The organism is Streptomyces sp. NPDC051051, assembly GCF_040682975.1.
GTDB lineage: Bacteria > Actinomycetota > Actinomycetes > Streptomycetales > Streptomycetaceae > Streptomyces.
The window spans coordinates 196,559-218,603 of sequence record NZ_JBFBCB010000002.1; the positions used below are offsets into that span (position 1 = coordinate 196,559).

General features: G+C 73.6%; 20 protein-coding genes and 1 pseudogene. 10 read left to right on the forward strand and 11 right to left on the reverse strand.

Features of this window, described 5'->3' with window-relative positions:
- The first annotated feature begins 87 nt into the window (after positions 1-87).
- On the forward strand, positions 88-2,481 hold the full coding sequence (locus AB0N31_RS02515; RefSeq protein WP_366056471.1) for a SpoIIE family protein phosphatase: 2,394 nt from the start codon (positions 88-90) through the stop codon (positions 2,479-2,481).
- A gap of 196 nt (positions 2,482-2,677) precedes the next feature.
- On the opposite strand, the gene AB0N31_RS02520 is transcribed toward AB0N31_RS02515, so the two are convergent.
- Together AB0N31_RS02520 and AB0N31_RS02525 are read right to left on the reverse strand one after the other, a co-directional pair.
- The gene (locus tag AB0N31_RS02520; protein WP_366056472.1) at positions 2,678-3,307 is read right to left on the reverse strand and encodes a peptidoglycan-binding domain-containing protein; all 630 of its coding nucleotides are present in this window, start codon (positions 3,305-3,307) and stop codon (positions 2,678-2,680) included.
- An 80-nt stretch (positions 3,308-3,387) separates the two neighbouring features.
- Positions 3,388-4,215, reverse strand: coding sequence for a hypothetical protein (locus tag AB0N31_RS02525; RefSeq protein WP_366056473.1), 828 nt, complete (start codon positions 4,213-4,215; stop codon positions 3,388-3,390).
- Between the two features lie 242 nt (positions 4,216-4,457).
- Between AB0N31_RS02525 and AB0N31_RS02530 the strand changes: the two genes are divergently transcribed.
- From AB0N31_RS02530 to AB0N31_RS02545, 4 genes are all read left to right on the forward strand, one after another.
- Positions 4,458-5,306 carry a bifunctional methylenetetrahydrofolate dehydrogenase/methenyltetrahydrofolate cyclohydrolase gene (locus AB0N31_RS02530; protein ID WP_366056474.1) on the forward strand — a complete coding sequence of 283 codons (849 nt, stop codon included), beginning with the start codon at positions 4,458-4,460 and terminating at the stop codon, positions 5,304-5,306.
- Positions 5,307-5,436: 130 nt separating this feature from the next.
- Positions 5,437-6,138: a TetR family transcriptional regulator gene (locus AB0N31_RS02535; RefSeq protein ID WP_366056603.1), complete on the forward strand. Its 702-nt coding sequence runs from the start codon at positions 5,437-5,439 to the stop codon at positions 6,136-6,138.
- 164 nt (positions 6,139-6,302) lie between these two features.
- Complete coding sequence (locus AB0N31_RS02540) at positions 6,303-6,719, forward strand: OB-fold domain-containing protein (RefSeq protein ID WP_366056475.1); 417 nt, start codon at positions 6,303-6,305, stop codon at positions 6,717-6,719.
- 210 nt (positions 6,720-6,929) lie between these two features.
- The gene (locus AB0N31_RS02545) at positions 6,930-9,704 is read left to right on the forward strand and encodes a hypothetical protein (protein WP_366056476.1); all 2,775 of its coding nucleotides are present in this window, start codon (positions 6,930-6,932) and stop codon (positions 9,702-9,704) included.
- Between the two features lie 51 nt (positions 9,705-9,755).
- Here AB0N31_RS02545 and AB0N31_RS02550 read toward each other — a convergent pair whose 3' ends face one another.
- Both AB0N31_RS02550 and AB0N31_RS02555 read right to left on the reverse strand, forming a co-directional pair.
- Positions 9,756-10,142 (reverse strand): PPOX class F420-dependent oxidoreductase, encoded by a 387-nt coding sequence (locus tag AB0N31_RS02550; protein WP_366056477.1) that lies wholly within the window; start codon positions 10,140-10,142, stop codon positions 9,756-9,758.
- Positions 10,143-10,171: 29 nt separating this feature from the next.
- Complete coding sequence (locus tag AB0N31_RS02555; RefSeq protein ID WP_366056479.1) at positions 10,172-11,350, reverse strand: aminotransferase class I/II-fold pyridoxal phosphate-dependent enzyme; 1,179 nt, start codon at positions 11,348-11,350, stop codon at positions 10,172-10,174.
- Positions 11,351-11,485: 135 nt separating this feature from the next.
- On the opposite strand from AB0N31_RS02555, the gene AB0N31_RS02560 reads away from it, so the two are divergent.
- Both AB0N31_RS02560 and AB0N31_RS02565 read left to right on the forward strand, forming a co-directional pair.
- Positions 11,486-12,316, forward strand: a complete 831-nt coding sequence (locus AB0N31_RS02560) for an SAM-dependent methyltransferase (protein WP_366056480.1) — start codon at positions 11,486-11,488, stop codon at positions 12,314-12,316.
- Between the two features lie 119 nt (positions 12,317-12,435).
- Positions 12,436-13,836, forward strand: a complete 1,401-nt coding sequence (locus tag AB0N31_RS02565) for a S1 family peptidase (RefSeq protein ID WP_366056481.1) — start codon at positions 12,436-12,438, stop codon at positions 13,834-13,836.
- Positions 13,837-14,027: 191 nt separating this feature from the next.
- Here the strand turns inward: AB0N31_RS02565 and AB0N31_RS02570 are convergent, their stop codons facing one another.
- The gene (locus tag AB0N31_RS02570; protein WP_366056482.1) at positions 14,028-14,210 is read right to left on the reverse strand and encodes a hypothetical protein; all 183 of its coding nucleotides are present in this window, start codon (positions 14,208-14,210) and stop codon (positions 14,028-14,030) included.
- A gap of 129 nt (positions 14,211-14,339) precedes the next feature.
- The gene (locus AB0N31_RS02575; RefSeq protein ID WP_366056604.1) at positions 14,340-15,035 is read right to left on the reverse strand and encodes a L,D-transpeptidase family protein; all 696 of its coding nucleotides are present in this window, start codon (positions 15,033-15,035) and stop codon (positions 14,340-14,342) included.
- Positions 15,036-15,216: 181 nt separating this feature from the next.
- On the opposite strand from AB0N31_RS02575, the pseudogene AB0N31_RS02580 reads away from it, so the two are divergent.
- Positions 15,217-15,525: pseudogene (locus AB0N31_RS02580) on the forward strand (aspartate aminotransferase family protein); the annotation flags it as partial.
- Positions 15,526-15,611: 86 nt separating this feature from the next.
- Here AB0N31_RS02580 and AB0N31_RS02585 read toward each other — a convergent pair.
- The 3 genes from AB0N31_RS02585 to AB0N31_RS02595 form a co-directional block, all read right to left on the reverse strand.
- Entirely contained in the window at positions 15,612-16,526 is a 915-nt protein-coding gene (locus tag AB0N31_RS02585) for an SDR family oxidoreductase (protein ID WP_366056483.1), read from the reverse strand.
- Between the two features lie 131 nt (positions 16,527-16,657).
- Positions 16,658-17,287: an MBL fold metallo-hydrolase gene (locus AB0N31_RS02590; RefSeq protein ID WP_366056484.1), complete on the reverse strand. Its 630-nt coding sequence runs from the start codon at positions 17,285-17,287 to the stop codon at positions 16,658-16,660.
- Entirely contained in the window at positions 17,287-18,375 is a 1,089-nt protein-coding gene (locus tag AB0N31_RS02595; protein WP_366056485.1) for an S-(hydroxymethyl)mycothiol dehydrogenase, read from the reverse strand. Before AB0N31_RS02595 ends, AB0N31_RS02590 begins: the two co-directional genes overlap by 1 nt.
- Before the next feature lie 172 nt (positions 18,376-18,547).
- Here AB0N31_RS02595 and AB0N31_RS02600 point away from each other — a divergent pair, with 172 nt between their 5' ends.
- Positions 18,548-20,302, forward strand: a complete 1,755-nt coding sequence (locus AB0N31_RS02600) for an ABC transporter ATP-binding protein (protein WP_366056486.1) — start codon at positions 18,548-18,550, stop codon at positions 20,300-20,302.
- A 67-nt stretch (positions 20,303-20,369) separates the two neighbouring features.
- Here the strand turns inward: AB0N31_RS02600 and AB0N31_RS02605 are convergent, their stop codons facing one another.
- The gene (locus AB0N31_RS02605; RefSeq protein WP_366056488.1) at positions 20,370-20,669 is read right to left on the reverse strand and encodes a hypothetical protein; all 300 of its coding nucleotides are present in this window, start codon (positions 20,667-20,669) and stop codon (positions 20,370-20,372) included.
- Between the two features lie 170 nt (positions 20,670-20,839).
- Here AB0N31_RS02605 and AB0N31_RS02610 point away from each other — a divergent pair, with 170 nt between their 5' ends.
- Positions 20,840-21,205, forward strand: coding sequence for a nuclear transport factor 2 family protein (locus tag AB0N31_RS02610; RefSeq protein ID WP_366056489.1), 366 nt, complete (start codon positions 20,840-20,842; stop codon positions 21,203-21,205).
- 84 nt (positions 21,206-21,289) lie between these two features.
- On the opposite strand, the gene AB0N31_RS02615 is transcribed toward AB0N31_RS02610, so the two are convergent.
- Positions 21,290-21,967, reverse strand: a complete 678-nt coding sequence (locus AB0N31_RS02615; protein WP_366056490.1) for a TetR/AcrR family transcriptional regulator — start codon at positions 21,965-21,967, stop codon at positions 21,290-21,292.
- Positions 21,968-22,045 lie beyond the last annotated feature (78 nt).

Below are 22,045 nucleotides of genomic sequence, written 5' to 3' on the forward strand. Positions count from 1 at the left end.
TTTCCCCGCTCCGCCCGGCATCACCGCTGGCGGGAGCGATGCCGGAAGACCATGCCCGGAGCCTGGCCGGTATGCGATCCTCAAGACGTGACGAGCGAAGCCGCCCGGCCCTCCGAGGCCGGTGCCGTACCCGATCTGGCCGCCCTGGCCAAGGTCGTCGCGCGCCAGCGCGCCGAGCTCGACCGGCTCCAGGAGACGGCCGCGACCTCGGTGGTGCTGGAACGCGCCAAGGGCGCCCTCATGGCCCGCACCGGCTGCTCCCTGGACGCCGCCCACGAGGAGCTCCAGCAGCGGGCCAAGGACGCCCGGCGGACCCTGCTCGAGGAGTGCTGGATCACGCTCGGGGGCCTGGCCCCGTCCGGCCGCACGGCCGTGTGGCCGCCCCGGGCCGACGACGTCACCGACCGCCCGCCGTCGCCCGCGCCGCCCGGCGCGGAACCCGACGGCGAGGCCCTGGCCCGTTTCGCCCGGGCGCTGGTCCGGGTCGGCGGACCGCAGGACCTCGCCCGCTGTCTGCTCGACCACCTCCCCCCGGACATCGGGGCCGAGGCCGTGATGATCTTCACCCGGCCGCCGGTCGGCGGACTCGAACTCGTCGGGCACGCGGGCGTGGACGACGTGCTCGTCGAGCAGTGGCGCCGGGTGCCGCCGCTGAGCGGGATCGCCGCACTGGACGTCCTCGACTGCGGTGAGGCGCTCTGGCTGGAGAACACACAGGCGGACCGGTGGCGCTACCAGCTGATCGGGGAACCCGCCGAGCGGTGGCCGACCCGCGCCTGGCTGCCCGTGACCACCGGAGGACGGTCCGCCGACGTCGCCATCGGCGTCTTCCGGCGCCGCGCGGAGCCGTTCGCCCCCGACGTCCGCCGGCACCTGCTCGCCGCCGCCCGGCTGTGCGCGGGGCCGCTGCGGATGTTCGGCATCCGGCAGAACCCCGCGATCGGCGCGGACGCGGACGCGGTGCGGACCGTGTTCGACCGGCTCCCGGGCACCTCGGTCCTGCTCGCCCCGCTGCGCTCCCCGTCCGGGGACGTCGAGGACTTCCGCATCGACGCCGCCACCGCGGACACCTCCGACACCGTCGGCCGCCGCGGCCGGGAACTGCTCGGTCTGCGCTTCCGGGAGTGCTGGCCGGGGACGGCCGGGGAACCCCTGTGGCAGGGCTGCCTGGACACCCTGACCTCCGGACAGCCGTACGAGAGCGAGCCGTTCGCCCAGCAGCAGGTCGTGGCCGGGATCGGCGAGCTGGCCACCTACTCGGCGCGGGTGGCGCGGCTGGGCGACGGGCTGGTCCTCAACTGGATCCGGCACGCCCCCTCGGACCGGCAGGAACAGCGCCTCGCGGACGTGCAGCGGCTCGGCAACCTCGGCTGGGCCAACTGGCACCTGGTCACCGACGAGGTGAACTGGTCCTCCCAGGTCTTCGCCATCCTCGACCGCGACCCCGCGCAGGGCGCCGTGCCGCTGGCCCAGCTGCCGACCCTGGCGCTGCCCTCGGACATGCCCGCGGTGGCCCGCGCCGTCACGGACCTGGTGCTGGAGGGCCGGCCCTGCGACGTGCCGTTCCGGATCGCCACCCGCGACGGGGCCCGGCACCTGCGGCTCGTCGCCGAGGCCGTGCCGGACGACCGGGGCACCCCGGTCGAGGTCCACGGCTTCGTCCAGGACGTCACCGCGCAACGCAGCGCCGAACTCGCCCTCGTCGCCAGCGAACGGGCCATCCTCACCCAGCACGGCGTGCTGCAGGCCGAACGCACGATGGCGGCCCGGCTCCAGGACGCGCTGCTGCCGCTGCCGAAGCAGCCCGTACGGCTCTCGGGACTGCGGGTCGACATCGCGTACCTGCCCGCACAGTCGGGCCTCAACGTCGGCGGCGACTGGTTCAGCGCCATCGAACTGCCCGACGGCGACGCCCTGTTCGTGGTGGGCGACGTGGCCGGGCACGGCGTCGACGCGGTCGCCGCGATGGCCCTGCTGCGCTTCACCGCCAAGGGCATGGTCATCACCGGCTCGTCGCTGACCGGCGCGCTCGCCCGGCTCAACGCCCTGCTGCTGCACTCCCGCGATCCGCAGGGCACGGCGACCATGGTCCTGGCCCGCTACAACCCCCGCGAACGGCGGCTGGTCTGGGCACAGGCGGGCCATCCGCCACCCCTGCTGGTGCGGGACGGCAAGGCCCGCTACCTCGACCGGCCCTTCGGGATGCTGCTCGGCGCGGCCGACACCGCGCGCTACGAGGAGTCCGAGTGCCGCCTCGCGCCCGGCGACCGCCTGGTGCTGTACACCGACGGCCTCGTCGAGCGGCCCTCGGAGTGCATCGACCGCGGCCTGGAGCGGCTGGCCCGCGCCGCCGTGCTGCCGGGCAGGGACGGCTCGGCCCCGCTGGACCGGCTGCTCGGGGCGCTGCTGGAGCCGGAACGGCGGGACGACGTGTGCGTGCTGGACATCGGGGTCCCCGGCGAGAACGGACAGCCCGCCTAGCATTCCCCCCGGATCAGGGCCTGCCGGGAATGAACCCGTGAGTTGTGCACCCTGAACTCTCAGGTCGGCGCATCGGCTGTTTCATTTGCCGGAGGGGTCCGGGAAGCGGCGAGGTGTCTGCGACCGGCCGCGGAGGCGGGCCGCCGACGGCACACCTGGGAGTCGGGTCCCGGCGAAGGACCCGGGGTCCGTCCCGTCAGCCGGTGCGTGATTCCAGGTCACGGCGGGTGTCGTCGCCGTAGACGCCGCTCTCGTCGCCGCGGATGCCGTACCAGAGCTGGAAGCGGGCCACGGCCTCGGTGAGGACGGTGTCGTAGCGGCCGTCGGTGGCACCGTCGTCGTAGACGTTCGGGATGCGCCGCAGGCGCTGCTGGAGGTCGGTGACCTCGGGGCCGGTGGCGCCCTCGCGGAGGGTGCCGGGGCCGTCGGGGTCGGCCGGGGGCGCGGTGGTGACGGGCACGGTGGTGACGGGTGTGGTGGCGCCCGGGAGGGTCCGGGCGGCGGTCTCCCGGCCGCCGTCCGGCAGCAGGAGGGCGCAGCCGAACCCGACGAGCGCCGCCGCGAACACGGTGGCCGCGGCGACGGCGACCCGGCGGGGTCCGGGGCCGCGGGCGGCGGCCGGCTTCGCGGCCGGCACCGGCGGGAGTTGCTGGGTCTGTTCCTCTGCCGGCAGGGGGACGCTGTCGTAATCCTCGGTGTCCTCGGTGTCCTCGGTGAGCTCGCGGAACAGGTCCGCGAGGGCGTCGGTGTTGCGCGGTCTGAGGACCCGGACGGGTTCCAGGACCGGGCGTTCGTGCGGCCTTCCGGGCTCGTCCGCTGTCGGCACGCTGCTCTCCCTCCGTACCGGGTTCCGTACCGGTCTCCCCGCGTTCCCGGGGAGAGATACGGGCGCGGGGGCGGCGGGGTTCAGTCGGCGAGGAAGCCGTGCAGGGAACGGGTCACGGCGGCGACGAAGGCGTCCCGCGTCCTGTCGTCCAGGACGTCCAGGGAGAGATACGGGTTGAGGTCCTCCAGCTCGACCAGCAGCAGCTCGCCGTCCAGGGCGCGGCAGGCGTCGACGCGCTGGATGCCGTGCGGAAGTCCGTTCCAGTCGACGAAGCGGCGGGCGAACTCCAGGTCCCGCGCGGTGGCGTCGTACGGCTCCAGCTGCCAGCGCCGGTCGGGCTGCGGGGCGTACAGGGCGTACTGGAAGTCGTCGTCGACGAAGTAGAAGGAGATCTCGTGGGCGAAGTCGACGCACGGCTGGACGAGGGTGGCGCCGTCGGCGAGGGCCGGCAGGGCGTCGGGGGCGACGATCCGCAGGCCCAGGGAGTCGGCGCCCAGCTTGGGCTTGACCACATAGCGGTCGGACGCGGGCAGCCGGTGCAGGTCCTCGGGGCGGTCGACGGTGGGGATCACCGGGAGACCGGCGGCGCTCAGGTCGAGGAGGTACTGCTTGCCCGCCATGTCGGCGCGGCCCGTGAGCGGGTTGTAGACGCGGGTGCCGGCGCTCAGCGCCCGCTCGCGGAAGGCGTCGTACTCCTCGCGGTAGCCGAGGACGGGGCCGCTGTTGCGGACGACGACGGCGTCGAAGGCGTCCATCAGCGCGGCCGCCTCCAGGGGGTGGCACAGGGCGAGGTCGAAGTGGGCGCGCAGCCGGGAGGTGAGGAAGACGTCCTCGTCGCCGTAGCGGCGCCCGCGGGCCTCGTAGGCGAGGTCGGTGACGTAGAGGAGACGGCGACGGACGGCGGACATGCGGGACTCCTCGGCGGTGCGGGCGGTGCGGGCGGTGCGGGCGGTGCGGGCAGCGTACGTCGGGGGCCGGGGGAGGTTCCGCCCGGGGCCCGGCGGGCGTCCTCGCCGGGGCGGTCCCGGGGCGGGCGGGACGTACGATGAAAGGGTCGGGTATCGGATCGTCCGACCGGTCCGGGACAGCGTCGTCTCCCCCGTCGTCTCCGCTGTACGTCTTCGGTACTCCTGAAGGGCTCGCGACTTTCGTGACCACCGCAACACTCCTGGACGGCAAGGCCGCCGCGGCCGACATCAAGAACGAACTCGCCCTGCGCGTGGAGGCGTTGAAGGAGCGCGGCATCACCCCGGGGCTCGGCACGATCCTCGTCGGCGACGATCCGGGCAGCCGCTCCTACGTCGGCGGCAAGCACCGCGACTGCGCCCAGGTCGGCATCGCGTCGATCCGCGTGGAGCTGCCCGCCGGCGCCTCGCAGGCCGACGTGGAGGCGGCGGTGCTGCGGCTGAACGCCGACCCGGCGTGCACCGGGTTCATCGTGCAGCTCCCGCTGCCCGCGCACATCGACACGCACGCCGTACTGGAGCTGATCGACCCGGTGAAGGACGCCGACGGTCTGCACCCGGCCAACCTGGGCCGGCTGGTGCTCGGCATACCGGCGCCGCTGCCCTGCACCCCGCGCGGCATCATCGACCTGCTGCGCCGCAACCACGTGCCCATCACCGGCCAGCAGTTCTGCGTCATCGGCTGCGGGGTGACGGTGGGCCGGCCGCTGGGCCTGATGCTGACCCGCAGTTCCGAGCACGCCACCGTGACCCTGTGCCACGAGGCCACCCAGGACGTCGCCGCGCACGCGCGCGTGGCGGACGTGGTCGTCGCGGCGGCCGGTGTCGCGCACATGGTGACGCCGGACTGGATCAAGCCGGGCGCGACCGTGCTGTCCGTCGGTCTCACCCGCACCGTCGAGGGCATCCTCGGTGATGTCCACCCGGACGTGAGCGGTGTCGCGGGGTCGTTCGCGCCGCCGGTCGGCGGGGTCGGCCCGATGACGCGGGCGATGCTGCTGACCAACGTGGTCGAGGCGGCCGAACGGTTCTGACGGCGTCACCCCGGCGACTGCACTCGGTTCCCCGCAGGAGGGAACTGAGTGCCATCGCCGCCGGTCGGGTGTTACGTTCCCTGCCATGAGCTCCAGTGACAGCGCCGAGGCGGCCGGCGCCAAGCCACCCATGCGGGACGCCCTGGTCGCGGCGGCGTTCCGGCTTTTCCTGGAGCGGGGCTACGAACAGACCACCGTCGACGACATCGTGGCCCTCGCGGGGGTGGGACGGCGGTCGTTCTTCCGCTACTTCCCCTCCAAGGAGGACGTGGTCTTCCCCGACCACGAGCGCTGCCTGGCCGACATGACCGCCTTCCTCGCCGCGAGCGACGAGGGGCACGAGCCGGTGCGCCGGGTGTGCGACGCCGCCCGGCTCGTGCTGCGGATGTACGCCGAGAACCCCTCCTTCTCCGTGCAGCGCTACCGGCTCACCAAACAGGTGCCGGGACTGCGCGCGTACGAGCTGTCGGTGGTGTGGCGCTACGAGCGCGCCCTCGCCGACTACCTCCGGGGCCGCTTCACCGGCCGGCCCGACGGAAACCTGCGGGCCGACGTGATCGCGGCCGCCGTGGTCGCCGCCCACAACAACGCGCTGCGCTCCTGGCTGCGTTCGGACGGCACGGGCGACGCGAGCACGACGGTGGACCACGCCCTCGGCTACGTGCAGTCCGCGTTCGGCACTCCCGACACCCCGGCGCCTGAGCGGCCGGAGCGCCCCGGGGGCGGCGAGGCCCCCGATCGTCCGGAGGACGTGGTCGTCGTCGTGTCGCGGCGCGGAGCGCCCCTGTGGCGGGTGGTGCAGGAGATCGAGACGACCCTCGGGCGCGGGTAGGGCGGCAGCGGGACCCCGCCAGATTGAGGGTACGCAGTGCCTTTACGAGTGGCACTGAGTGCCATACCCTGTGGGCGTGCACGGTGGCACGGCGAACCGCGCACGCCCGTGCCGGGTGAGCCGCGCACGGCGCATTCCGGCCGAAGTGCAGGGAGTTGACCAGCGTGTACCACCACTCAGGAAGCGCCGTTCAGCAGGCGGCGGGCACCTCGGCGAGCCTTCTCGACCGCAAGGCCGCCACGGACACGGACGCGATCCTCTTCCAGCGCTGCACCTGGTGCGGCACCGCCATGTACCACCGGCTGCTGTGCCCGGTGTGCCAGGGCAGCGATCTGCGCACGGAGCGCAGCGAGGGCACGGGTACGGTCCGCCACGCGACGGTGGTGCACCGCAACACCCCGTCCGCGCGCAACGTGTCCCTGGTCGAGATGGCCGAGGGCTTCGTGGTGCGCGGCCGGGTGACGGGCCCGCTCATCGGCATCCACAGCGGCGACCGGGTCCGGCTGTCCACGGCCAAGGACCCGGTGCGGGGCGAGCCGGTCTTCCAACTGCTCGACGAGCCGTACCGGGCCTGGCACTGACCCTTCGCTCCGCCGCTCGCGGACGGCCCGGTCAAGTACGGTCACGACACGGGCGGTTGCGGGTGTCCGGATTCTTGTCCCGCGCGGGCGGAATCCGACACGCAACCGTGGGCACAGGCAACCCACAGGTCCCCTTTCCCTTCCTTCGTGACGTGAGGGGCTCCGGATACGGACGGGGCTCCCGCGCTCCGAACGTTGAGGAGTGGACCCTTGATCCGTGCCCGGCGAATAGGTGTCACCGCCGTGGCCGCGCTCGCGGCCCTGGCGGGAACACCGGGACTGGCACAAGCCCAGCAACCGTCCGAGACAAGAACGTCGACCACGTCCTCCGACAGCGGTCTGCCGCCCGGCTGGCGGATCGGCGGCGAGGGAGCCGCGCGCGAGCTGGTGTGGCGTTCCCCCACCCCCGTGCCCATGGGCGACGCCCGTGTGGAGTTCCGCGCCGACGACCGGGTGCTCGGCGCCCCGGAGCGGGAGGACGACGGCCGCACCTTCCGGCTGCCCCTCGACACCGTCGGCGACGTGTCGCTGAGGGACCTCCAGGTCCTGTCGGGCGGACGCCGGCTGGACGCGCCGGCCGGCCAGGCCGCCAGGAGACACCGTGACGCGCTGTCCGCCGCGAAGCCCCCGGCGGCGCTCCCGGCGAACCCGGTGGACCCCGGCAGGCCGGGCGCGTACCGCACGCTCACCGGCGAGTACGGCCTCGACCCGGTGAAGCTGCCCGGCTTCGCCGCGCCGGTCGAGATGCGGGCCGTGGTCGTCGCACCCCGGGGCGCCACCGGCAAGCGGCCCCTCGCCCTCTTCCTGCACGGCCGTCACGGCACCTGCTACAAGCCGGGCACCGACGACGTGACCGGCGACTGGCCCTGCCCGGCCGGGACGAAGGCGGTCCCGAGCCACCGGGGGTACCTGAAGGACCAGCAGCTCCTCGCCTCCCAGGGCTATGTGACGGTGTCGATCTCCGCCAACGGCATCAACGGCCAGGACTGGGAGGCCGAGGACGGCGGCGCACAGGCCCGGTCCTCGCTGGTGCGGCAGCACCTGGCGACATGGGCCGGCTGGGCCGCCCGCCCCGGCACCGCCCCGGCGGCCGTGCGCGGCGTCCCGACGGCCGACCTCTCGCGCGTCCTGCTCGTCGGGCACTCCCGCGGCGGCGAAGGCGTCAACCGGGCGGCGATGGACAGCCTGTACCCGCCGCCGGCCGCCCAGGACGGCTACCGCGGTCCGGTCCGCTGGAAGATCCGCGGCACCGTCCTCATCGGACCGACGATCTTCGGCCAGAATCCGGTCGCCGACGTGCCCTCCGCGACGATCCTGCCGGGCTGCGACGGTGACGTCTCCGACCTCCAGGGCGAGGTGTACGTCGACGGCACACGCGGCGTCAGCCGTGGCACCGCTCTGCACAGCGCCGTGTACGTGGTCGGCGCGAACCACAACTTCTTCAACACCGAGTGGACGCCCGGCCGGTCCGAGGCGCCCTCCTCCGACGACTTCTGGGACGACCCGGAGCAGCCCGACCCGGTGTGTTCCGCGGGCACCCGCACCCGGCTGACCGCCGACCAGCAGCACCGGGCCGGCGCCACCTACATCGCCGCCGCGGCCCGGCTGTTCGTCGCCGGTGACGACCGGGTGCGCCCGCTGCTCGACGGCTCGGGGCGGCGCGCCCCGTCCGCGGACCCGGCCAGGGTGCTGACCCACGCCGTCGGCGCCCGCCGCACGGCCGGGTTCCTGCCCGACGGCGGGGTGCGGGTGACCGGCGGCAGGCTGTGCGCGGCGGTCGACCCCGACCCCGCCGAGGCCTGTCTGCCCGACGGCACCAAGGGGTCCTCGCCCCACTTCGCGTGGTGGCAGACCGCCGAGGAGGCCGGCCGCGGCGCGGTGGCACTGAACTGGACGGCACCGGGCACGGCGACGCGCGTCCGTCCGGCCGCGCCGCTCTCCCTCGCCGACGCCGGGAGCCTGGCGCTGCGCGTGTTCGTGCCGCCGAACACGACCGGCACCGAGCTGGACGTGTCGGTCACCGACTCCGCGGGCCGTCGGGCCCGGCTCGGCCGGATCACGGTCGACGGGCTGCCCGGCAGCGAGCGCACCGCCTCCTACTGGGCGCGCGAAGTGCGCGTCCCGCTGACCGCGGCGACCCGCGCCGGACTCGACCTCGGGCACGTCAGGTCGCTGGAGCTGACCCCGCGTTCGGCGTCCGGGAAGGCCTGGCTGATGGACGCCTGGGGCTGGGCGCCCGGTAGCCCCGCGGTGCGGGCGGCGGCCCTGCCGCGCGTCGACATCGGGCGCCTCACCGTCAAGGAGGGCGACTCCGGGACCCGGACGTACCACATCCCGGTACGGGTCTCCGGGCACGGCAGCGGCACGGTGCGCTTCTCCGTCCTGGACCCCGGGACCGGCCGGTCCGTGGACCGGCTCGTCACGGTACGGCCCGGCGCCACCCCGCTCGACGTACCGGTCGAGGTGCGGGGCGACACCCGCTTCGGCTACGACGAGCAGCACGACCTCCTCGCGAAGGCCGTGCGCGGCGCCGTCGTCGGCTCCTACCGGGGCGGTGTCACCGCGGAGAACGACGACCCCGCGCCCGAGGCGACCCTGACCCCGGTCACGGACCGGGTGACCGAGGGCGGAACGCTGGCCTGGCGGATCTCCCTGTCCGAACCCGCGGACGTGGAGTTCTGGCAGCCGGTGCGGGTGCTCGCGGTCACCGAGGGCGCCGAGCTGTCCACCAAGGACGTCGACCCACGGTGGCTGACGGACCAGACCGGTGAACTGCCCGACCCGGAACGCCCGTTGTCACAGGCGGGTCTGTGGGTCTGGGTGAACGTCCCGGCCGGGACCACCACCGCCGACTTCACCGTGGCGACGGTGGTGGACCAGGTGGCCGAGCCGGCCGAGTCGGTGCGCCTGGCGCTCACCGACGACGAGGGCGAGCCGCTGCCCGGCCGTCCCGTCCGGACCGGAACGGTGACGGACGCGCCGTAGCCCGCGCGGCCGTGGGCGGGAGGGGGCGGGGGCCGGGCGGTCCCCGCCCCCTCAGCCGTCGAGGGTCACGCGGATCCCGACCGTGCCGTCCGGACCCCGCCGAAGCCTGCTGCCGAGCAGCGTGAGGCGGCCGAGGACGCCGTACTTGCGGGCGAGCAGGGTGCGGTAGCGGGCGGTGGTCCGCGCGTCGCAGATCTCGGCACGGGCCGGGATCTGCTCTCCGGTGGGGTTGCCGCGCACGTCGCAGGGACCGACCATGACGTCGCCGCGGGCCCTGATCCGCTTCACCTTCCAGGAGTCGGCGACCGTCCAGACCCCGAGGGTGTCCCCGTCGCGCACCACCCACACCGGGGTGGCGACCCCGGTCCCGTTCTTGCGGTAGCTGGTGATCAGCAGGTACTTCCCTGCTCCGAGCCGGTCGAGCGCCTTGTCGTCCATGCCCGCAGTCTAGGCACGTGCGCCGGGGGTCAGCGCAGTGCGGCGGCCATCCTCCGCACCCCCTCGGTGAGGATGTCGGGCGGGGTCGCGAGGTTCAGCCGTACGTGCCCGGCGCCGCCGGTGCCGAAATCCGGTCCGGGGCTGAGCGCGACCCGGCCCCGCTCCAGGAAGACCCGCGCCGGGTCGTCGCCGAGGCCGAGCGCCCGGCAGTCCAGCCAGGCCAGATACGTCCCCTCGCCGGGCCGGTACCCGACGCCGGGCAGCCGGTCGGCGAGGAGGGCGGCGAGCAGGCGGCGGTTGTCGTCGAGGCCGGTGAGCAGGGCGTCCAGCCAGGCCGTGCCGTCGCGCAGGGCGGCGGTGTGGGCGAGGACGCCGACGTGGCTCGGACCGTGACCGACCTCCTCCGGCAGCCGCGCCAGGTCGGCTCCGGCCGCGGGGCCCGCGACGGCGAGGGCGGCCTTGAGCCCGGCCAGGTTCCACGCCTTCGACGCCGACATCAGCGACAGGCCGCTGTCCGCGCCGGGCACGCTCAGGTACGGCACGAAGTCGACGCCGGCGGCCGTGAGCGGGGCGTGGATCTCGTCGGCGACCACCCGGACGCCGTACCGGTCGGCGAGGGCGGCCACGGCGGCGAGTTCGCCGGCGGTGTGGACCGTGCCGGTCGGGTTGTGCGGGCTGCACAGCAGGTGCGCGGCGCGCCCGCCGCCCGCGGCGGCCCGCCGGTAGGCCGCTTCCAGGACATCGAGGTCGAGCCGCCCGTCCGCGCCGAGCGGCGCCTCGGCGATCCGGCGGTCCATGTGCTCGACGAACGCGAAGAACGGCGGATACACCGGCGGGTTGACCACGACCGGGTCACCGGGTCCGGTCACGAGCCGGAGCATCTCGACGACGCCCAGCATCACGTCGGGCACGATCGCCGTCCGCTCGACCGCGAGACCGTGCCAGCCCCACCTTTTCGCGGCGAACGCGGCCAGCGCCTCGGCGTAGCCGCTGCCGACCGGATAGCCGGTGTCCCCCAGGGCCATCGCGTCACCGACCGCCCGGACGACCGGCTCGGCGAGCGGGACGTCCATCTCGGCGACCCACAGCGGCAGGACGTCGTCGGGGTAGGTGCGCCACTTCATGCTCGTCCGGCGTCGGAGGCGGTCGAGGGTGAGGGCGCGCAGCGGATTCGGTTCACCGGACGATTCGTGCGGGATCCTGGTCATGGGCTCACGATAGAGGGGCGCCGGCGGTCGGCGGCTGCGCAAAGCGTCGGACCGGGCACGCAGGACAACTCCTCCGTCTAGATTGCTTCTTGACCCACAAGGACCGTAAAGACCAGGCATCCCAGGAGCAGCTCCGTGACCGAGAACCCGCCGGCCGTGGACGAGGCGGCACAGTCGCTGCGCGACCGCATCAACACCGACCAGCCGCACACCGCCCGCATCTGGAACTACTGGCTGGGCGGCAAGGACAACTACGAGGTCGACCGGGCGGCCGGCGACCAGATCCGCCGGCTGCACCCCGGCATCGGCGAGTACGCCCGCGCCGACCGCCTCTTCCTGGGCCGTGCCGTGCGCCATCTGGTCCACGACGTCGGGATCCGCCAGTTCCTCGACATCGGCACCGGCCTGCCCACCGCGGACAACACCCACGAGGTGGCGCAGGCCGCCGCCCCGGACGCGCGGATCGTCTACGTCGACAACGACCCGCTGGTCCTGGCGCACGCCCGCGCCCTGCTCACCAGCACGCCCGAGGGCCGTACCGACTATCTCGACGAGGACCTGCGCAACGTCGACGCGATCCTCGAACACGCCGCGAAGACGCTGGACTTCAGCGAGCCCGTGGCGCTGATGCTGCTGGGCGTCGTCATCTTCGTCGGCGAGGAGGAGGACCCGTACGCCCTGGTGCGCCGGCTGGTGGACAGGCTGCCGGCGGGCAGTCACCTGGTGCTCTCGCACACCGTCACCAGCCCGTCGATGCCGGACGTCGACGAGGCCGTCAGGTTCTGGAACGAGCACGGCACGCCGAAGCTGACCCAGCGCACGCCGAAGGACGTGGCCCGCTTCTTCGACGGTCTGGAGCTGCTGGAGCCGGGCGTGGTGTCCTGCTCGCGCTGGCGGCCGGAGGGGACCGGCGGGGCGGAGCCGGCGGAGGTCGCCATGTTCGGCGGGGTGGCCCGCAAGCCGTGAGGTGATCGTTTCCGGGCTGAACGCGGCCGGGTCCCGGCGCGTAAGGAAGTGAGGGTCCTCGACGACCGGAGGGCCCCGCGGTGTCGGTACCGCGCGTTCGCTGTTCCCGGGAGCCAGGCATGAGGCACGTACGACGACGGATCGTCAGGCGAGCGACACGGCTGGCGGCCGTCGGCGGGCTCCTCCTGGGGGGCGCCATGGTCACGCAGGCCGCCATGGCGAGCGAGACGCCCGCCACCACGACCGTGCCGGGCGGCGCGGCGCGGTCCGTCGCGAGCACCGGCGCGGATCTGGTGAAGCGGCTCGGAACCTCGCGGACGGCGGGCACCTGGGTCGACTCGGCGGGGCGTCCGGTCGTCGCGGTCACCGACGAGGCCACGGCCGCGACGGTCCGCGCGGCGGGCGCCGAGGCGAAGGTGGTCGGGCACAGCATGAACGAGCTGAAGTCGGCTGCGGCGGCGTTGCGTTCGGCGCCCCGGGTGGCCGGCACCGCGTGGGTGATGGACTACAGGTCCAACCAGGTCGTGGTGCGCGGCGACAGCACCGTGTCCGCCTCCGACTGGGGGCGGATGACGGACGTGGCGTCGGGCATCGGCGGTTTCGTCCGCATGGAACGCACCGGGGGCACCTTCACCACCCGGCTCAACGGCGCCCAGCCCATCCTGTCGACCGGCGGGCGTTGTTCGGCGGGCTTCAACGTGACCAACGGGTCGGACGACTTCATCCTGACCGCCGGACACTGCGGCCCCGCCGGTTCCAGCTGGTTCGCGGACAATCAGGGCACCCGGCAGGTGGGCCGGACGGTCAACTCGACGTTCCCCGGCTCCGACTTCTCGCTCGTGCAGTACGCCGGCGGGGAGGCCGGCCCGGGTGCGGACATCGTGGCCATCGGCGACGGCAACGGCGTGCGGATCACGGGCGTCGGCGACGCGGCCGTGGGGCAGCGGGTGTTCCGCAGCGGCAGCACGACGGGCCTGCGCGACGGTGAGGTGACCGGCCTCGACGCGACGGTCAACTATCCGGAGGGCACCGTCTCCGGGCTGATCGAGACGAACGTGTGCGCCGAGTCCGGCGACAGCGGCGGGCCGATGTTCTCCGAGGGCATCGCGCTCGGCGTCACCTCGGGCGGCAGCGGTGACTGCACGACGGGCGGTACGACCTTCTTCCAGCCGGTGACGAAGGCGCTGGCGCAGCTCGGGGTGCAGCTGATCGTGGCGGCACCGTCCGACGCCGCGGGAAACGGCGCCTCGCCCGCGCCGTCCGAGGGCGCTCCCGAGCCGTCGTCGTCACCGACGCAGGCGGCGGTGGCCCCGGGGTCGGTCACGCCGGGCTCGACGACGCCGGTGACGGGCGGCACGGACGCGGTGTCGCCGGTGGCGCGGCTCACCGATCCGCGCAACATCGGGCCCGGCCTGCTGGTGATCGCGGGCAGTCTGGTCGCGCTGGTGGCGACCCGGTACATCCGGGCGGAGCAGGACCGCAAGGCGTACCAGCGGCAGTATTCGGCGAGCTGGGGGTGAGGTGACGCAGGGCACGGCGGCACGGGGCCCGGTGACGTCTCCTCGGCGACGCAGGGCACGGTGGCGGCGAGCACAGTGACGCAGGGCACCTTCGGCGGCGCCGGACAACGAGAAGGGCACCCGCGAGGGATGCCCGGACGGAGTTGCGGGGGCGGAGCTGCGAGGCGGAAGACCCCGCGGGCGGACGGCTGTCAGGCCGCCTCGACCGATTGCGGGGCCACGGCGGCCCACTCCAGGACGAGCCGCCGGTACTCCTCGCGCTGCTCGCCCGTCAGTGTCCCGCCCGACCGGAGCCACAGGGCCCTGATCTCCTCGTTGACCTCCGCGGCCGATCGCGCCGAGCGCTCGGTGAGGTGTTCAACAGTGGTGGACATGGTGTGAATCTTACGGTGCCCGGGGTGAAGGCGATGTGAGTAATACACGAGTTAAACGGACAAAACGGACGTGTCACTGGTCACGTCCGTTCTGCCCCGTCCCCTCGCCCGCCGCCGGCCGAGTACCGGTCAGGTGCCCGGCTTGCGGCCGTACACGAAGACGTCGTCGCCGGTCTTGAGCAGGGACCAGTACTTCTTCGCGGTCGTCTTCGTCATGTTGACGCAGCCGTGCGAACCGGGCGGGTTCCACATGCTGACGCCGACCGAGTGGAAGGCCTGGCCCCCGTCGAAGAACTGGCTGTACGGCATCGGCACGTTGTAGATGCTCGACACGTGGTCGATGTTGCGCCAGTAGACCTTCTTCAGGCCGGTACGGGTCTCGTAGCCGTCGCGTCCGGTGCGGACCGGAACCGGCCCGTAGACGAGGCGACTGCCGTCCTGGATCCAGCTGATCTGGAGGGTGAGGTTCACGCAGGCGATGCGGCCCTTGTTGGTCGGGCACTTGCCCGCCTTGTTGGGCTTGGTGCCCACCGCCTTCTGCTTGTTCATGAGATCCATCACACCCCAGGTGACGGGTCCCGCGTAGCCGATGTTCGGCGTGATGCCGTGCTTGTTCTGGAAGGCCTGGACGGCCTTGCAGTCGGCCGACGACTGCTTCCCGTCGACCGGCCGGCCGAGGAACCTCTCGACCTGCTTCTGGTACGGCCCGGCCTGCGTGGTGCAGCTCGCGGCCTGTGCGGGCGCCGCGCCCAGCGCGAGCGTCAGCGGCGCGATCAGCCCCGTGACCCCGAGCACGACGGCACCTCGTCTGCGTATGTCCCCCATGACTGCCACTGCCTCTCCCTGGCCCGATTCCGGCGACTCCACCCACTAGACCCGTTCGCCGGCGCTTCGGTTGTAGTGCCGCCCGTTCTGTGACGAAACGGTGAACTTACCCGCGGTCCACTTCCTCCCGGGTGGACCGGGTGCGGCGGCCCGCTCCTTGCTCGGGGTCTGTCCGGCGGATCACCGCGAGATCGTCGAGCGGAACGTGGCGCCGGCGGCCCGGCCGGGCGAGGGCGTGGCCGCCCTGGACGGGCTGCGGCTGCTGGCACCGGTCCGGCTGAACGTCGTCTGCCTCATCCTCGCCGACGATCCCACCGAGGCCCGGGTGGCCGCCCTGGCGCGGGCGGTCGCCGAGTCCGGGGAGACCTTCCTGACGCCGACGGTGTACGGCGGGATGCCGGGGCTGCGGGCGGCGTTCAGCAACTGGCGTACGACGGAGGAGGACGGCGAGCGGGTGCTCGCGGCGCTCACCGCCGCACTGGCCGGCTGATCCTCGCGGTGGGCGATGGGCGGTGGGCGATCCCGGGGGGACGGCCCCCGCCTCACCGCCGGCCGGAGCCACGGACGTGGACCGGCTCACCGGTAGCCCGTCGTGTCCGCCGGTCCGCCCGCGTCCTGGACCTCGACGAGGTAGCGCCAGGCGTCGGGGCGGCTGCCGTCGAGGTCGGTGAAGCCGTACTCGGGGGCGAGCGATCCGCTGGACAGCGACTGCCCGTTGCGGCGGGCGACGTCGGGGTCGGCGGCGAGGGCGGCGACGGCGCGGCCGACGTAGCGGGGCGTCTCGGAGATGGCGAAGTGCGGGACCGCCTCGAGGGCGTCGCGCCAGTTGTCCTCGCGCACCCCGAACTGGTCGAGCATGATCTCGGAGCGCATCCAGCCGGGGGTGAGCGCGAGGGCGGTGGCGCCGCGCGGGCCGAGTTCGTGGGCGAGGGCGAAGGCCATCCGCAGGACGGAGGCCTTGGCGAGGTCGTAGAAGAAGTTCACGCGGTAGGTGTCGCGGTTGTACTCGGCGGTGCCGTCGGTGACCTCGACGACCAGGCCGCCGGGCCGGCGCAGCAGGAGCGGCATGGCGTGGTGGCTGGTGATCGCGTGGGTCTCGACGGCGAGCCGCAGCAGCCGCAGGCCGTCGTCGAGGTCGTGCTCCCAGACGGGGGTGTCCCAGGCGAAGAGGTTCTCGCCGCCCCAGATGTCGTTGACGAGGAGGTCGAGGCGGTCCTGCTCGGCGGCGATCCGGTCTACGAGCGCGCGGACCTGGGCGGGTTCGAGGTGGTCGGTGGGTACGGCGATGCCGTGGCCGCCCGCCTCGGTGACCAGGTCGGCGGTGTCCTCGATCGTCTCGGGGCGGTCGTACTCGGAGCGGCGGGCGCGGGTGGAGCGGCCGGTGACGTAGACGGTGGCGCCGGCCGCCCCCAGTTCCACGGCGATGCCCCGCCCCGCTCCCCGGGTCGCCCCGGCGACCAGGGCGACCCTGCCTTCCAGCGGACCGGACATGTGCGACCTCCTGTGGGTGTCCTCGCCGACGCGTCGTCGACGTCATCGAGGATCACGTGGAAGCCGGACATCTCCTGTCGCCTTTTGCGGCGGGTCGCCCGGTCGGCCGAGGACGGGGCCGGACGGGCCGGTCAGTGGCCCCGGGCGATCCACTCCTGGAGGTGGGGGGCCTCCGCGCCGATGGTGGTCGGGTCGCCGTGGCCGGTGAGGACCTTCGTCTCGGGCGGGAGGGTCAGGAGGCGGTCGCGGATGGAGTCGATGATGGTCGGGAAGTGGGAGTAGGAGCGGCCGGTGGCGCCGGGGCCGCCCTGGAACAGGGTGTCGCCGGTGAAGAGGACGCCGAGCCCCGGCTCGTACAGGCAGACCGCGCCGGGCGCGTGGCCGGGCGTGTGCAGCACGGTGAGGTCGGCGCCGGCGACCTCGATGACCTGACCGTCCACCAGGTGGGCGTCGGGCTCGCGGTCGGGGTGGGTCATCCGCCACAGCGGGAGGTCGTCGGGGTGCAGCCAGACGGTGGCGCCGGTCGCGTCGGCGAGGGCGGGCGCGGCGTCGATGTGGTCGTTGTGGGCGTGGGTGCACACGATGGCGGTCAGCCGGCGGTCGCCGAGGGCGGCGAGCACGGCGTCGGCGTCGTGGGCGGCGTCGATGACGACGGCCTCGTGGTCGTCGCCGACGATCCAGACGTTGTTGTCGACGTCCCAGGTGCCGCCGTCGAGGCTGAACCGGCCGGAGGTGACGACGCGTTCGATGCGGGTGGCCATCACAGCACCACCACCGAGCGCAGCACGTCGCCGTGGTGCATCCGCTCGAAGGCCTGCTCCACCTCGTCGAGTGCGATGGTCTCGGTCACGAACGCGCCGAGGTCCAGGCGGCCCTGCTGGTGCAGGTCGATCAGCATGGGGAAGTCACGGGAGGGCAGGCAGTCGCCGTACCAGGACGACTTCAGCGCGCCGCCGCGTCCGAAGACGTCCAGCAGCGGCAGTTCGAGCTTCATCTCCGGGGTGGGTACACCCACCAGCACGACGGTGCCGGCGAGGTCGCGGGCGTAGAAGGCCTGCCGGTACGTCTCCGGGCGGCCGACCGCCTCGATCACCACGTCCGCGCCGAAGCCGCCGGTCAGCTCGCGGATCGCCTCGACCGGGTCCGTCTCCTTGGAGTTGACGGTGTGGGTGGCGCCCATCGTGCGGGCGGTGGCCAGCTTGCGGTCGTCGATGTCGACGGCGATGATCTTCGCCGCGCCCGCCAGGTTCGCCCCGGCGATCGCCGCGTCGCCGACCCCGCCGCAGCCGATGACGGCGACGGTGTCGCCGCGGCCGACGTCGCCGGTGTTGATCGCGGCGCCGATGCCGGCCATCACGCCGCAGCCCAGGAGTCCGGCCACCGCCGGCGACACGGACGGGTCGACCTTGGTGCACTGACCGGCGGCGACCAGCGTCTTCTCCGCGAAGGCGCCGATGCCCAGCGCCGGGGACAGCTCCTGCCCCGTCGAGGCGAGGGTCATCTTCTGGTCCGCGTTGTGGGTGTCGAAGCAGTACCACGGGCGTCCGCGCAGACAGGCCCGGCACTGGCCGCACACGGCCCGCCAGTTCAGGATCACGAAGTCGCCGGGGGCCACGTCGGTGACGCCCTCGCCGACCGCCTCCACGACGCCGGCCGCCTCGTGGCCCAGCAGGAAGGGGAAGTCGTCGTTGATGCCGCCCTGCTTGTAGTGCAGGTCGGTGTGGCACACCCCGCAGGCCTGGATCTGCACCACGGCCTCCCCGGGTCCGGGGTCCGGCACGAGGATCGTCTCCACGCGCACCGCTTCGTTCTTCCCCGGTGCGATCACTGCGCGCACTTCCTGCGCCATGGTGCTGTTCCTTTCGTCGGCGGCCGACCGTCCGCCTCCGACCCTACGCGTGACTGATCGGTAGGCGACGCACATCGAGCCAGGTCACCGGCCGGGAGGACGTCCCCGGGCCCGGTCGCGCGGGGCGCGACGTAGCCTGAACGCCGCAACCCGACCGGCATCGAGGAGCCTCGTGAGCATCGCAGAGACGGCCGCCGTCCAGCCCCCGTGGCGGCTGCTGCTCGACTACGTCAGACCGCACCGCTGGACGCTGCTGGCGGGGGCGCTGCTCTCGCTGGTCACCGGTGCGACCGGACTGCTGCTGCCGCTGGTGGCGAAGGGGTTGATCGACGACCTGTCCCACGACCGGGCGATCACCGGCGCGTTGGTGCTGCTGTCGGTCCTGGTGGTCGCCAACGCGGCGGTGGGCGCGCTGGGTTCGTACGTGCTGCGGCGCACGGCCGAGTCGGTGGTGCTGAACGCGCGGCGGGCGCTGTCGTCGTATCTGCTGCGGCTGCGGATCGCGGCGGTGGACCGCAGCGAGCCCGGTGACCTGATGGCCCGCATCACCTCGGACACGACCCTGCTGCGGGAGGTCACCACCGACTCGCTGGTCGGCCTCGGCACCGGCGGGCTCACGCTCGTCGGGACGGTGGTGCTGATGGGGGTGGTGGACCCGGTGCTGCTCGGGGTCACCCTCGCGGTGATCCTGGTCGCCGGGACGGTCATCGGGGTGATCGTGCCGCGCATCAACCGGGCCAGCCGCCGGGCGCAGGACGCGGTCGGGGTGATGGGTGCCTCGCTGGAGCGGGTGCTGGGCGCGCTGCGCACGGTGAAGGCGGCGGGTGCCGAGGACCGTGAGGAGGAGGCGCTGCACGCGGCGGCGGAGGACTCGTGGCGGCAGAGCGTGTCGGCCGCCAAGTGGTCGGCCGCCGCGGGCAACACGGCCGGTCTGGCGATGCAGAGCGCGTTCATCACGGTGCTGGCGGTCGGCGGGGCGCGGGTCGCCACGGGCGCGATCGACATCGCGACGCTGGTGGCGTTCCTGCTGTACGTCTTCTACCTGATGTCGCCGATCCAGCAGGTCATCGGCGCCGTCGTGCAGTACCAGGCGGGCTCGGCGGCGCTCGGCCGCATCCAGGAGACGCTGCTGCTGCCCGCCGAACCGGCGTCCCGCCCCGCCCCCCTGCCGTCACCGGCGGCCGAACCGGCCTCGCTGGCCTTCACCGACGTCCGCTTCCGGTACGCCGACGATCTGCCGTACGTCCACCACGGGGTGACGTTCGACGTGCCGGCGCGCGGCATGACCGCGTTCGTCGGCCCGTCCGGCGCCGGCAAGACGACGGTGTTCTCGCTGATCGAGCGGTTCTACGACCCCGACTCCGGGACGATCGCCTTCGACGGCCGTCCGCTGCCGGACTGGGAGCTGAGCCGGCTGCGCGCCGCCATCGGCTACGTCGAGCAGGACGCCCCGGTGCTGTCGGGGACGCTGCGCGACAACCTGCTGCTGGGGAACGCGGACGCCGACGACGACACCGTGCGGCAGGTGCTGAAGACGACCCGTCTGGACACGCTGGTCGGCGGTCTGCCGGACGGGCTCGACACGCTGGTCGGGCACCGCGGGACCAAGCTGTCCGGCGGTGAGCGCCAGCGGGTGGCGATCGCCCGTGCGCTGCTGCGCAACCCGCGGCTGCTGCTGCTGGACGAGGCGACCTCCCAGCTGGACGCGGTGAACGAGGCGGCCCTGCGCGACACCGTCGCGGACGTGGCCCGCACGACCACCGTCCTCGTGGTGGCCCACCGGCTGTCGACGGTGACGTCGGCCGACCGGATCGTCGTCATGGAGGCCGGGCAGGTGCGGGCGGTGGGCACCCACGGTGAGCTGGTGGCCGCCGACCCGCTCTACGCCGAGCTGGCGGCGACGCAGTTCCTGGCGACGGCGGGCTGACACGCCGGTGGGGCCGCCCGTGCTCCGGGCGGCCCCACCGGGCCTTGCGGAATCCTGCGGCCGTGAGTCAGGTCCGGACTGCCGGCACCAGGCCGGTGACGGGGGCGACGAGGCCGGTGATCTGCTGGAGTTCGTTGAGCTGCCGGAGCCCCTTCACCTTGTTCAGCTCGCCCAGCTGACCCGAGACCGAGGGCAGTTCGCCCCGCTGCTCGGCGGGGACCTGCGCCTCGGCGAGCGAGTCCAGCGCGCTGAGCGGGTTCAGCTTGCCCACGGCCGGGGCTTCGGCGGCGCTCGCCAGGGGTGCGGCGAGGCCGGTGACCCCGGCGGCGAGAGCGGCGACGGCGACGATGCGACGAGTGGAGATCATGCCTGCAGCAACGCGCGGGGCGGCCCCGCGGACACGGGTGCCGGGAGGCGCTCACCCGGTGGACGCAACGGGGGGCTGCGCTTGCCGAGCGCGGTGCGGCGGAGGAGTCTCGAAGGGTGAGGGCCCGCCGGGCCGTCCCCCGCGGTCCGTGGTCCTCGAAGGAGGTCACCATGGGCACCGCGACGGGTTCCGCCTTCGACTCCGAGACCCTGCGCAGGGGCATAGAAGGCCAGACACCGGCGACGCTGCTGTCGCTCTACGCGGACGACGCGGAGATCCGCGTCGTGGACCGCAACACCCAGCCCAGCCACCCGGCGGTCCTGCACGGCCGCGACGAGATCGCCGAGATGCTCGAGGACGTGTACAGCCGGGACATGTCGCACCGGCTGGAGGACTGCGTGGTGCAGGGCGACCGCGCCGCCTTCAGCGAGTCCTGCGAATACGCGGACGGCGTCCGCGTCCTGTCCGAGTCGATGATCACCCTGCGCGACGGCAAGATCGTCGGGCAGACGATGATCCAGGCCTGGGACGAGTAGCAGAGGACGACCGGCGGCGGACGGGACGAGGGGGCGGGGTGAGGAGGTCGGCACGGCGGCCGGTGCGCCGATGCGGACCGGCCGTCAACGGGTCCCTTGCGGGCCCTCTTGGGAGCTCCATTCCGCGGGGCGCAGGATGCCCAGCAGCTGCCGCACCAGTTCGTCCACCACCTCGTCGAGGGTGGCGTCCACCCAGCCCGCGCTCCAGTCGTGCAGGAGGCCGTTGACGCTGCCGATGAAGGCCGTCGCGGCGAGGCGGTAGTCGCGGGGGGCGGCCTCGCCCCGGCCGGCCGCGGCGTCGGCCTCGGCGCAGATGAGCTCGACCCAGCGGGCGCGCCGCGCGAGGCGCTGCTCCTCCATGCGGGCACTGACGCCGACGATCTCGACGAAGGTGATGCGGATGCGGCACGGGTCGGCGGTGACACTGCCGGCGTAGGCGCGGAAGAACGCGGCGACCCGCTCCGCGAGCGGCAGGTGCCGGGCGGCGGCGAAGGCGGCCACGACCGCTTCCTCGGACTGGTCGTTGACCTGGAGGTGCAGCGCGGCCAGGACGTCCTCGAGGGTGCGGAACTCCTCGTAGAACTGCCGTGTCGACAGGCCGGCCGCCTCGCTGAGCGCCGCGACCGTGGTGCTCCGGTAACCGGGGGTGCCGCCGAACAGCCGCAGCGCCGCGTCCAGGAACCTGCGCCGCCGCTCGGCCTGCCGCTCCGCGGCGGACTTGCCGGCATAGCGGCCGGTCGGCGCCCTCAGCCTGCCCGCCACGGTTCCTCCCTCGTCGTCCTGTCTCCCGATTTTGTCGTGCACGCGCCTTGTGGCGAAGGGCACCCCTTCCTTACTTTC

Excerpts from the sequence above, each read along its gene's own strand:
- AB0N31_RS02525 (WP_366056473.1), bottom strand. The coding sequence starts at position 4,215 with ATGTCCGCCGTCCGTCGCCGTCTCCTCTACGTCACCGACCTCGCCTAC.
- AB0N31_RS02535 (WP_366056603.1), top strand. The coding sequence starts at position 5,437 with ATGCGGGACGCCCTGGTCGCGGCGGCGTTCCGGCTTTTCCTGGAGCGG.
- AB0N31_RS02550 (WP_366056477.1), bottom strand. The coding sequence starts at position 10,142 with ATGGACGACAAGGCGCTCGACCGGCTCGGAGCAGGGAAGTACCTGCTG.
- AB0N31_RS02555 (WP_366056479.1), bottom strand. The coding sequence starts at position 11,350 with ATGACCAGGATCCCGCACGAATCGTCCGGTGAACCGAATCCGCTGCGC.
- AB0N31_RS02565 (WP_366056481.1), top strand. The coding sequence starts at position 12,436 with ATGAGGCACGTACGACGACGGATCGTCAGGCGAGCGACACGGCTGGCG.
- AB0N31_RS02570 (WP_366056482.1), bottom strand. The coding sequence starts at position 14,210 with ATGTCCACCACTGTTGAACACCTCACCGAGCGCTCGGCGCGATCGGCC.
- AB0N31_RS02575 (WP_366056604.1), bottom strand. The coding sequence starts at position 15,035 with ATGGGGGACATACGCAGACGAGGTGCCGTCGTGCTCGGGGTCACGGGG.
- AB0N31_RS02585 (WP_366056483.1), bottom strand. The coding sequence starts at position 16,526 with ATGTCCGGTCCGCTGGAAGGCAGGGTCGCCCTGGTCGCCGGGGCGACC.
- AB0N31_RS02590 (WP_366056484.1), bottom strand. The coding sequence starts at position 17,287 with ATGGCCACCCGCATCGAACGCGTCGTCACCTCCGGCCGGTTCAGCCTC.
- AB0N31_RS02595 (WP_366056485.1), bottom strand. The coding sequence starts at position 18,375 with ATGGCGCAGGAAGTGCGCGCAGTGATCGCACCGGGGAAGAACGAAGCG.
- AB0N31_RS02605 (WP_366056488.1), bottom strand. The coding sequence starts at position 20,669 with ATGATCTCCACTCGTCGCATCGTCGCCGTCGCCGCTCTCGCCGCCGGG.
- AB0N31_RS02610 (WP_366056489.1), top strand. The coding sequence starts at position 20,840 with ATGGGCACCGCGACGGGTTCCGCCTTCGACTCCGAGACCCTGCGCAGG.